Genomic DNA, 10,483 nt, shown 5'->3' with positions numbered 1-10,483 from the left:
GTCGGCTCGTCACATCCTGGGGCTGAAGAAGGTCCCAAGGGTTGGGCTGTTCGCCCATTAAAGTGGCACGCGAGCTGGGTTCAGAACGTCGTGAGACAGTTCGGTCCCTATCTGTTGCGGGCGTGGGAAGTTTGCGAGGACCTGACCTTAGTACGAGAGGACCGGGTTGGACTGACCGCTGGTGTACCGGTTGTGATGCCAATTGCATTGCCGGGTAGCTACGTCGGGAAGAGATAAGCGCTGAAAGCATCTAAGTGCGAAACTCCCCTCAAGATGAGACTTCCAAACAGGGCCGTCAGAGACGATGACGTCGATAGGCTACAGGTGTAAAGGCAGTAATGTCATAGCTGAGTAGTACTAATTGCCCGAAAGCTTATTCCCGGTTTGTTACAGTTTCTGCCAAGACATGTTATTGACTTAAGATATTAGACAATAGACGCTAGACAGGAGATTGGTTGAGATACGAAAGAGATCTTGCTGCTTGATACTGGCTACTTGAGTCTTCCAATTTAGGCGGCCTAGCGCAGGGGTCCCACCTCTTCCCATCCCGAACAGAGAAGTTAAGCCCTGCCGCGCCGATGGTACTGGGGTTACACCCGGGAGAGTAGGTCGCCGCCACATTATTATTAAGCCTTCCGTGAAAACGGAAGGCTTTTTTGCTTTCTGGCCTCCCTCTTTTATTACATTTTCATTTAAGCCTTTTCATTTTTAGAATATTGTTGCAGTTTTGCATCAAAGTCCAAATGAATGTCGATTCTATTTAAAGGTCTCCGTTTTGTTGATTCTGAAGGTTTGCAAGAGCCAAAAGATTTTGTTTTTGATCAGGGAGAGATGCAGCTCGTGGAGTCCGGTAATTCCACTGTTTATGAAAGGGAAATTGATGCCTCAGGATGGCTGATTTCTAAAGGTTGGGTAGATTTGAGATGCGGGCTAGGAGAACCAGGTTATGAGTATAAAGAATCTGTGGAAACTCTTGCAGACTCCTTAACTGCAAGTGGCTTTGCTGCCGCTGTGATATTGCCGAATACGGATCCAGTTTTGCAATCTAAATCTGATGTTGATTTTGTGTTGAACAGGGCTAGGAAATTTACCCCTGAATTTATTATTCAAGGAGCTGTTACCAAGGATGTCTCCGGTGAAGATTTTACCGAAATGCTTGATGTCCACTATCAGAGTGAGGTTACTGTATTTGGAGAAGGTAGGAAAACCCTAGCTAATGCTGATCGATACATGAAGGCTTTGCAATATTTGCAACGCTTCGATGGCGTATTGTTTGATCATTCCTATGATCCTCTGCTGGCCATATTTGGTCACATGAATGAGGGGGAGGTTTCTACAAAAATAGGCGTAAAAGGGATCCCTAATCTCGCGGATGACGTTGCTATACAACGAAATTTGGAAATTATAAATTATGCCGGTGGGAAAGCACATTTTCAGACCATCAATACCAAAAAAAGTGTGGAGTTGATCAGAGCGGCAAAAAAGCAAGGACTTCAAGTCACTGCGGATGTTTCCATTTATCAACTCTTATTCACGGATATGGACTTGGTAGATTTTGATACCAATCTAAAGGTTATGCCCCCATTTCGAACTGAATCTGATAGACAGGCTTTGCTCCAAGGGCTTAAGGATGGCACCATCGATGCTATTGTATCTAACCATTCCCCACAAGACCTTGACTCTAAATTTATGGAATTCGATTTGGCTAATTTTGGTATGGCAGGTTTGCAAACTTTCCTTCCAGCTATGGTCAAGTTAGAAAAGGAGTTAGGCTGGCCTTTGCTGATTAGTAAAATCACCCAAGAGGCGTCTTCTATCATTCCTCAACAATTGAAGGAAAGTTGGACTTTATTTGACCCTAAAGCAGAATGGAATTATGATCATTCTTCGAATAAGTCTTTGTCTTCTAATTCTCCCTGGTTTGGGCAGACTTTATGCGGTCAGGTAAAATACGTAGTCCAAAAGGGCCAATTAATAGAAATTGATGTCTAAATATTTTACTTCGGCCTATAGATTTGGGATTTTGGGTGGTGCATTAAGTGTGGTTTCATTTATAGTGTTGTCACTAATCTATGGGGATGCTACTAATCTGAATTTGGTGTTTGGATATGTCATTACGCCAATTTCTATTTTTATCGCTATAAAAATCTTCAAGGAATATGCAAACGCAGGTTATCTCTCTTTTGCCGAAGGCATGTCAGTGGGATTTGTCTGCTATATGGTGTTAGCCTCGATTAGCTGTGCGGGGATCTGGCTAACGCTTATGTTTTGGCCGGATTTATTTCAAGAAATTAAGACCTCTAAACTTGATGTACTGTCCAATAATAAAGATAGTATTGTCTCCCAACTAGGGGTAGAATCTTATGATATGACGCTAAAAAGTCTGTCCAATCTATCTCAATGGGACATAGGTTTTAATGATGCAATCTGGAAAATCATTCCCGGACTGTTTTTTACTATTATTATTTCAATTATTTTAAGGAAAAATCCTAACTAACTCAACTATGGAAGAGCAACAATCTCCCTTTCAAGCAGCGGTAAAACCGGGCTTAACCATCGGTCTGGTTTCGCTAGCCATTACTTTTATAGCTTATTTTATCAACAGTAGCCTACTAGCTTCTGGCTGGTTTGGGCTGGTGGCTTTGGCTATTTTCTTTGTGCTAATAATTTACTTTGGTAAGCAGTATAGAACTGAACTAGGTGGATTTATGAGCTTTGGGACCGCATTCAACTTCAGCTTTATTACTATGGTAATTTCTGGGTTGATATCCACACTTGGCTCAATTTTGCTTTTTCAAGTGATTGATCCTTCACTTCCCCAAGTTTTGGCGGATGAATCTTTCAATACTACCATAGAAATGATGGAGAAATTTGGCGCTTCAGCTGACTCCTTACCTCCTGAGCAATTGGAAGAAATCAAGAAAAGTACTATGGATGGCTTTACTATCGGTGGTCAATTGAAAGGTTTTGGCATCAGCTTGATTGTCTATGCGATTATTGCTTTAATTTTGGGAGCAATCCTAAAGAAGAGAGACAAGTCTCTCGATTATTAAATTATGACCCAAATTTCAGTTGTAGTTCCTGTATTTAATGAGGAGGAGTCTCTGTCTGAATTAACGCATTGGATTAGCCGTGTCATGAATGATCACGGCTTTTCTTATGAAGTGATTTTCATCAATGACGGTAGTACAGATAATTCCTGGGAACACATCGTAGCGCTTAATAAGGAGTTTTCTTCAGTTAAAGGCATCAATTTTACCCGGAATTATGGAAAATCGGCAGCTATGGATGCTGGGTTTAAAAGAGCGGCTGGTGACGTGGTTATTACCATGGATGCAGACCTGCAGGATAGTCCAGATGAAATCCCCGGATTATTTGTGATGATCCAAGAAGGGAAATTCGATGTGGTTTCTGGGTGGAAAAAGGAGCGACATGATCCTATAGGGAAGACTATTCCCTCTAGATTTTTCAATGGTGTCACCCGGTGGATATCCGGGATAAAACTTCATGATTTTAATTGTGGTCTTAAAGCCTACCGTAAAAAAGTGGTTAAGAACATCAGTATTTACGGAGAAATGCACCGTTATATTCCCTTACTGGCTAAATGGAACGGTTTTGGGAAAATAGGGGAGAAGGTAGTTCAGCACCAAGCGAGGAAATACGGCTATTCTAAGTTTGGATTAGAGCGTTTTCTGAATGGCTTTTTGGATTTGATTTCCGTTTCATTTGTGCATCGCTACAAAAAAAAGCCTATGCATTTTTTCGGACTTCTTGGGAGCTTGTCCTTCTTGGGTGGTTTTATGATTACCTGCTGGCTAATTTTCGAGAAAATATATGGCTTAAGTAAAGGATTAAAAGTACGTGAGATTACGGACCAACCTTTGTTTTTCTTGGCACTAGTGGCCTTGATTATTGGGGTTCAGCTTTTCGTGACTGGTTTTATAGCAGAGCTCATGACCTCCAGCCAAACTAAGGAGACGGAATATAAAATTGACGAAGAGTTAAATTTTGATTATTGATGTTCTTTTCGATCATCATCCCAGTTTACAATAGACCTGAAGAGCTGCATGAATTACTGAACAGCATCAGGCTTCAGTCCCATACTGATTTTGAAGTTATAGTCATCGAGGATGGATCCCAGGTTGATTCTAAAGCTGTGATCGCAAGTTTTAACTCCTCTTTTTCCTGCCAATATCTAACACAAGAAAATACCGGTCAGGGCTTTGCCCGCAACCATGGTATGACGAAGGCAACAGGTGATTTTTTTGTCATCTTGGATTCTGATGTGATTCTGCCTCCAGACTATCTGAAAGTCCTTTTTGAGGCGATTCGTACTAGGGGGCTGGATGCTTTTGGCGGTCCTGATGCAGCTGCTGAAGATTTTTCTACTTTGCAGAAAGCTATGGATTTTGCCATGACATCATTTTGGACTACCGGTGGAATACGAGGGAATCTTTCTGACCCTGGGAAGTATCAAGCCAGAGGTTTCAATATGGGAGTCAGCAGGGAAGTGTTTGAAGAGACTGGGGGTTTTGTAGATGCAAACCAAGGTGAGGATATAGAGTGGAGTATCCGCATCAAAAAGGCCGGGTTTAAGCTTGAATTAGTTCAGGAAGCTTATGTCTATCACAAAAGGAAAAATACCCTGACTTCATTTGCTAGTCAAGCTTTTTCATTTGGTAGAAACAGGGTCAATGTATCCAGGTATCATCCAGAAGCTATCAAAGCAGTCCACCTCCTTCCTACTGCTTTTATGCTGTTTTGCCTTAGTATGCTCTTGATGAGCTTCTCAGCCACCATTTTATTCAGAATAGAAATTCAGATCTTTTTTCTATGGTCAGTGATGCTTGTTTTTTCATCAATAACTGAAAATAAATCCATCAAGGTAGGATTGATGAGCTGGTTGACATCAGTGGTTCAGCTTTGCTCCTATGGCTTAGGGCTGCCATATGAGTGGGTGAGGAAAACCTTCAAAGGCTAATATCCTTTTCTACAAACAAATATCACCTCCTCTATTGGAAGTGCATATTGCTCAACCAAATTTGCTTGAAGTTCCTTCACGAAGCGATTTTCTTCGATTTGCAATCCGGATTTTCTAAGACGGGTAGCATAGTCTTTTCCAAACTTTCTCACATGATCACGCTGCCCGAATATGCGTTCCCGTTCTGCCGGGTCGGTGATGCTATCGTCTTCTAAGGTCTTTTCCATGGGGTATACGGGGGACTGCAGGATTCCCCACCCCTCAGGCCTTAAAACTCTATTAAATTCTGCACAGGCTTTTAAATCATCTTGTACGTGTTCTAATACATGATTACAAAAGATGACATCAAAACTGTTTTCAGGAAAGGGGATCTCGTGAACATCCATCTTTACCTTCGCTAAGGGCGACTCTATATCTGCTGTGATGTACTCTAGATTGCCCAAAGCTTCAAACCTCTCTATAAAACAATGCTCTGGTGCCACATGCAATACTCGCAGTGGAGCTGTGAAAAAGTTGGTTTTTTCTTGAAGGAAGAGCCACATTAGCCGATGGCGTTCCAAAGATAGGCAGCTAGGACACAGGGCGTTTTCCCGGGCAATTCTCCCATAAGGAAGAAATTTTCTGTAAGAGTGATTGCAGACAGGGCATTTTACCTGGTCTCCGGAGTTTAGCTTCGAAAAGACCTTCATCACCAATGGACTTACCCGTTGCAAAAGTGGACGAGGCACAAAGCGAATAACAAAACTAATAATTGACTTCATGGGTGGTTTTTAATCGAGGTGCAAGTTAAGTAAAGGCGCAAAATGGAGCGAGGATATTAGAATCTTTTCCATTTTTAGATTTTTTAGGATTACAAATGCAATAGTTCACTTGAAAGTGCAGAATCAATCACTATTTTAGTTCATCAGTAGGTTTTATAAATTTTAATTCAACCAATCATGAATATTAGCAAGCTGCTATTTTTAAAGTCTTTTTTGATTTTTAGCATGGCCATGGTAATCAGCCTTGAAATGAATGCCCAGGAAATCCCTACCTACTCCTTACAGGAAATGGTGCAAAGAGCTAAAGATCGCTCCCCGGCTGCCCTACGAGCCAAGACAAGAAGAGAAAACCGGTATTGGCAGTACCGGCTGTTCAGGTCAAATTATAATCCGCAACTCCGGCTTACCGGTACCATTCCGCAGTTTTATCAAGAGTTTAATAACATTACCCAGCCGGACGGTTCTATAGAATTCATAGAAGTGAAGCAAAACCTGATGGATGTAGGTCTGGGGTTAGAGCAGGTGATTGCCCCTACAGGAGGCGTGGTTTCGGTGAATACTTCCACGAATAGATTTGATAATTTCCTGGCCAATCCCGGTGATCCTCAGACCAGGTACTCCGGGGTTCCAGTGAATGTGGCCCTGCAACAGCCCCTTTTTGCCTACAATCCATACAAATGGGATAAGAAAATCGAACCCCTGCTTTATGAGGAAAGTAAGCGCGAGTACGTACAGGAAATGGAAGAGCTATCCATCTACGTTACGCAGATGTACTTTGATTATCTGATCGCACAAGTAAATTATGATATCGCTTCTGTCAATCTTAAGAATACCAAGGATATTTTTGAGGTAGAAAAGAAGAGAAATGAAATAGGAGTGACACCTGAGGATGACCTTCTTCAAGTAGAACTGCAGGTGCTTACTGCGCAGCAGGAAATGGCAGAGGCGCAGTTGGCATTGGAAAATGCAGCCTTTACGATGAATTCATTTATTGGACTGAATCAATCCTCAAGGCTTAACTTATTGTCACCAACAGATATTCCTGACTTAGAAGTGGATGTAGAGCAAGCGATCCAGCTGGCTTTTCAGAATCGCTCCGAAGTGGTGACATTTGATCGGCAAAAAATTGAAGCTGAAGCGAATGTGGCCCAGGCAAGAGGGCAACGTTTTCAGGCACAATTGAATGCGAGTTATGGGTATAACAATGCCGCTTTTAATTTCACTGATATTTACAATAATCCAAATACGCAGGCTTTGGTAAGTCTGGGGCTTTCAGTTCCAATATTGGACTGGGGTAGGAACAAGGCCAGAATGTCCCAAGCTATGGCCAATCAAGAATTAATAAACTACACCGTGGAGCAGGAAAGGATAACTTTTGAACAGGAAATATTTACGAAAGTGAAGAACTTTCTGATGATCAAAGACCGGTTAAATGTGACGCAGGTTTCTGCAGATGTCGCCCAGCGGAGGTATGATATAGCACTGCAGCGCTATCAAACAGGGAATGTGACTATAACCAATCTGAATATTGCCCAAAATGAAAAAGACGCGAACAAACGCGCCTTTTATTCCTCGCTTAGAGATTATTGGGTGGCTTATTACGAGCTGAGATCACTTACGCTTTATGATTTTGAAAATGAGCAATTGCTCTATATTCCTGAAGAAGCTGACTAGGAGTTTTCAGCGATATACTCTTCTAGCTTAGCAATTTTCTTGTCTAGCTTTTCGATGGACTTAGTTTGCTTATTTAGCTTTTTGGTCATCTTTTCTACATCATTTGGAGAGAGTTTGCCAGATGCGTTGTCGCTATCGAATTTCGCTCTCATTTTGTCATGCTTCTCGATTTCCTTTTGACGCTTGGACTTATACTTCTCCAGCTTCTCTTTTGATTTTTCAACCTTTTCTTGAGTTTTGATATCCACCTCAGTGTTGATTACTTCTTGCGCAAGGGCTTCAGAAGGTGAGAGATAGGCAATACCGCAAAGGAGGAAAACTGCTAAGATTAATTTTTTCATAATTTTTAGTGGTTTATTCTATAAAGGTATGAAATTTAATACTTGAGTCCAGTTGATACAGAGATTATTCCGTTTTGTCGGGATTGTGCTTGGGAAGTCTGCCTGACTTTTTTAAAGCTTCCCGGATGATCCACTCCAGCTGTCCATTGGTGCTGCGAAATTCATCAGCAGCCCATTTTTCCAGTGCCTTCATCATATTTTCATCCAGCCGCAGCGCAAATGCTTTCTTTTTAGGCATAATTATTCCTCCATCCAATTTTCCATGAATGCCTGCATCTCCTTGGCTTTCATAGTTCCTATTCTTATTTTTTTCTTTTCGCCTACATCCAAAAGTAGGCCTTCAGTCCCCAAGACCGTGTATGCCTTGGTTGTTTTATTCCCTTTTAACCCCCATCCTCCATAGTCCATGATGGGTTGATATTCGGACACTTCCCAGCGCTTGACCTGGGCTCTGCTGTATTTCCGCCACTTTCTAATAAATGGCATGTAGCGAAAAGAGATTCCTTGATTATCTATCCTTGTCTCCAATTTAATATTGAAAATCAACGACAATGTGAGAGCCATTGCCCCCAAAACTACGCCAAGAGCTATTGCCATCTCCTGTTTTTCTTCACTGGTGAAATACAAAACCACTAGTAAGATCAGCGTCGGGGCTTCTACTAGTAGGATAAAGTACATCACCCAGGTACCTGCATAGCTTTGGCTTTCTTTAAAGACTCTGTTTGCCATGTTTATTGATTGAGTGTTCCTACGTTCAGTACAGGGCTGGCACTCTTGTCCGAGCAGAGGACGACCATAAGGTTTGAGACCATCACTGCTTTTTTCTCTTCATCGAAATCTACGATACCTTTGATTTTGAGGTCTTCCAGCGCCATATCCACCATTCCGACGGCTCCTTCTACGATTTTCTGCCTTGCGGCTACTATAGCAGTTGCCTGTTGTCTTTGGAGCATAGCAGAAGCTATTTCAGAAGAATAGGCCAAGTGCGAAATTCTGGCTTCTATGACTTTAATCCCGGCATGATGGAGACGTTCGCTGATTTCTTGCTCTAGCGAATGATTGACGTCTTCAACTCCAGAACGTAACGTGATTTCGGCTTCCTCATCTTCAAAATTGTCATAGGGGTATAAACCTGTCATTTTTCTGATAGCAGCATCCGACTGCAGGTGAACAAAATTTTCGTAGTCATCCACGTCAAAGGTAGCCTTGAATGTATCTTCTACCTGCCAAACTACTATAGTGCCAATGAGAACAGGATTACCGATTTTGTCATTCACCTTGACTGGCTTGTTTTCAAAGTTTCTTACTCGTAGTGAGATCTTCTTCTTGGTCATAAAGGGGTTCACCCAATAAAAGCCATTGGCCTTTACACTTCCTTTGTAATCTCCAAAAAGCAACAACACCATAGCTTTGTTGGGTTCTACAATGAAAAAGCCGGCAGCACATACCAATGCCGTTACCACAGATAAAATACCAACTAGTATCAGTAGTTGTTTGATAAAAAGTGCGACTGCAAAAACAATTAGTCCTAGTACAAACAGGATCATGAAGTATCCTGACATGGGTTTAATGATCTTTTCCATATTATTATGATGTTAAAATGATATCAATATAATTTACGATATTTTATTTGACTTTGTTGCTTTGAGCAAAAAAAAATGCCGTGATGCAGGTCACGGCATTGCAAATCGGCAGTTTTACTTTCATTTTTTGGTGAAAAGCGAATCCACAAATTCTTTTCTATTGAAGATCTGAAGGTCTGTCATTTTTTCACCCACACCAATGTATTTGACAGGAACTTTGAGTTGGTCTGAGATACCGATGACTACTCCGCCTTTTGCAGTTCCATCGAGTTTGGTGATAGCTAGAGAGGTGATTTCGGTCACTTTCGTGAATTCCTTTGCTTGGATAAAGGCGTTTTGCCCTGTAGATCCATCCAGTACAAGTAGGATTTCGTGGGGAGCGTCAGGAATGAATTTCTGCATGACCCTTTTTATTTTGCCCAGCTCATTCATCAAGTTGACTTTGGTGTGCAGTCGGCCAGCTGTATCGATGATAACTACGTCAGCATTGGAGTCCACTCCCTTTTTTACTGCATCAAAAGCTACAGATGCTGGGTCGGTATTCATTCCATGAGAAATCACGGGTACATTTACCCTTTTTCCCCATAGAATAAGCTGGTCAACAGCTGCAGCTCTAAAAGTATCGGCTGCGCCCAAGATTACAGATTTCCCGGCAGACTGGAACATGTTTGCCAGTTTTCCTATGGTAGTTGTTTTTCCCACCCCATTCACTCCTACCACCATGATAACATATGGTTTTTTGCCTTCAGGTAGGTCAAAATCCAAATGATCTTCGGAGTTGTTTTCTTTGAGCAAAGATGCGATTTCTTCTTTTAGGATGATATCCAGCTCGGTAGTATTGACGTACTTGTCACGCGCTACTCTTTCTTCTATCCTTTGAATGATCTTGATCGTGGTATCTACTCCTACGTCTGAGGTGATGAGTACTTCCTCGAGTTCATCGAGGACTTCATCATCTACCTTAGACTTTCCAACTACTGCTTTGCTGAGTTTGGAGAATATATTTTCGCTTGATTTCTGTAGGCCTTGATCAAGACTTTCTTTTTTGTCCTTCGAAAAGAAACCAAAGATTCCCATGTGTGTTAGTTTTAAAAGTGGAATATAACGAAAAAGTCCCTGCTGACCGATGGACAGAGGGACTTG

12 protein-coding genes and 2 rRNA genes (1 of these 14 cut by a window edge) are annotated in these 10,483 nt (G+C 41.8%); 8 read left to right on the top strand and 6 right to left on the bottom strand.

Features of this window, described 5'->3' with window-relative positions:
• The 7 genes from PBT90_RS15050 to PBT90_RS15020 form a co-directional block, all read left to right on the top strand.
• Positions 1 to 381 (top strand): 23S ribosomal RNA (locus tag PBT90_RS15050) (it extends 2,490 nt beyond the left edge of the window).
• A 128-nt stretch (positions 382 to 509) separates the two neighbouring features.
• A 5S ribosomal RNA gene (gene rrf, locus PBT90_RS15045) occupies positions 510 to 621 on the top strand.
• A gap of 126 nt (positions 622 to 747) precedes the next feature.
• A complete protein-coding gene (locus tag PBT90_RS15040) occupies positions 748 to 1,992 on the top strand; it encodes a dihydroorotase (RefSeq protein ID WP_264811403.1) in 1,245 nt (414 codons plus the stop codon).
• Complete coding sequence (locus PBT90_RS15035) at positions 1,985 to 2,497, top strand: DUF4199 domain-containing protein (RefSeq protein ID WP_264811402.1); 513 nt, start codon at positions 1,985 to 1,987, stop codon at positions 2,495 to 2,497. Before PBT90_RS15040 ends, PBT90_RS15035 begins: the two co-directional genes overlap by 8 nt.
• Before the next feature lie 7 nt (positions 2,498 to 2,504).
• Positions 2,505 to 3,053 carry a DUF4199 domain-containing protein gene (locus tag PBT90_RS15030; RefSeq protein ID WP_264811401.1) on the top strand — a complete coding sequence of 183 codons (549 nt, stop codon included), beginning with the start codon at positions 2,505 to 2,507 and terminating at the stop codon, positions 3,051 to 3,053.
• A 3-nt stretch (positions 3,054 to 3,056) separates the two neighbouring features.
• Complete coding sequence (locus PBT90_RS15025) at positions 3,057 to 4,019, top strand: glycosyltransferase family 2 protein (RefSeq protein WP_264811400.1); 963 nt, start codon at positions 3,057 to 3,059, stop codon at positions 4,017 to 4,019.
• Positions 4,019 to 4,981: a glycosyltransferase gene (locus PBT90_RS15020; protein WP_264811399.1), complete on the top strand. Its 963-nt coding sequence runs from the start codon at positions 4,019 to 4,021 to the stop codon at positions 4,979 to 4,981. Before PBT90_RS15025 ends, PBT90_RS15020 begins: the two co-directional genes overlap by 1 nt.
• On the opposite strand, the gene PBT90_RS15015 is transcribed toward PBT90_RS15020, so the two are convergent.
• Positions 4,978 to 5,742 (bottom strand): class I SAM-dependent methyltransferase, encoded by a 765-nt coding sequence (locus PBT90_RS15015; protein ID WP_264811398.1) that lies wholly within the window; start codon positions 5,740 to 5,742, stop codon positions 4,978 to 4,980. The two genes, PBT90_RS15020 and PBT90_RS15015, sit on opposite strands and share 4 nt — an antisense overlap.
• Positions 5,743 to 5,919: 177 nt before the next feature.
• Here PBT90_RS15015 and PBT90_RS15010 point away from each other — a divergent pair, with 177 nt between their 5' ends.
• Complete coding sequence (locus PBT90_RS15010; protein ID WP_264811397.1) at positions 5,920 to 7,416, top strand: TolC family protein; 1,497 nt, start codon at positions 5,920 to 5,922, stop codon at positions 7,414 to 7,416.
• Here PBT90_RS15010 and PBT90_RS15005 read toward each other — a convergent pair.
• The 5 genes from PBT90_RS15005 to ftsY all read right to left on the bottom strand — a co-directional run bounded on the left by PBT90_RS15005 (position 7,413) and on the right by ftsY (position 10,417).
• Positions 7,413 to 7,757, bottom strand: coding sequence for a hypothetical protein (locus PBT90_RS15005; protein ID WP_264811396.1), 345 nt, complete (start codon positions 7,755 to 7,757; stop codon positions 7,413 to 7,415). The two genes, PBT90_RS15010 and PBT90_RS15005, sit on opposite strands and share 4 nt — an antisense overlap.
• Positions 7,758 to 7,821: 64 nt before the next feature.
• The gene (locus PBT90_RS15000) at positions 7,822 to 7,995 is read right to left on the bottom strand and encodes an Arc family DNA-binding protein (protein WP_264811395.1); all 174 of its coding nucleotides are present in this window, start codon (positions 7,993 to 7,995) and stop codon (positions 7,822 to 7,824) included.
• A 2-nt stretch (positions 7,996 to 7,997) separates the two neighbouring features.
• Positions 7,998 to 8,486 carry a hypothetical protein gene (locus PBT90_RS14995; RefSeq protein WP_264811394.1) on the bottom strand — a complete coding sequence of 163 codons (489 nt, stop codon included), beginning with the start codon at positions 8,484 to 8,486 and terminating at the stop codon, positions 7,998 to 8,000.
• Positions 8,487 to 8,488: 2 nt separating this feature from the next.
• On the bottom strand, positions 8,489 to 9,340 hold the full coding sequence (locus PBT90_RS14990) for an SPFH domain-containing protein (protein ID WP_270129869.1): 852 nt from the start codon (positions 9,338 to 9,340) through the stop codon (positions 8,489 to 8,491).
• A gap of 120 nt (positions 9,341 to 9,460) precedes the next feature.
• Entirely contained in the window at positions 9,461 to 10,417 is a 957-nt protein-coding gene (gene ftsY / locus PBT90_RS14985) for a signal recognition particle-docking protein FtsY (RefSeq protein ID WP_264811392.1), read from the bottom strand.
• Positions 10,418 to 10,483 lie beyond the last annotated feature (66 nt).

This window comes from Algoriphagus sp. TR-M9 (genome assembly GCF_027594545.1).
Lineage (GTDB): Bacteria > Bacteroidota > Bacteroidia > Cytophagales > Cyclobacteriaceae > Algoriphagus > Algoriphagus halophytocola.
This window is presented reverse-complemented; position numbering and strand designations above follow the sequence as displayed.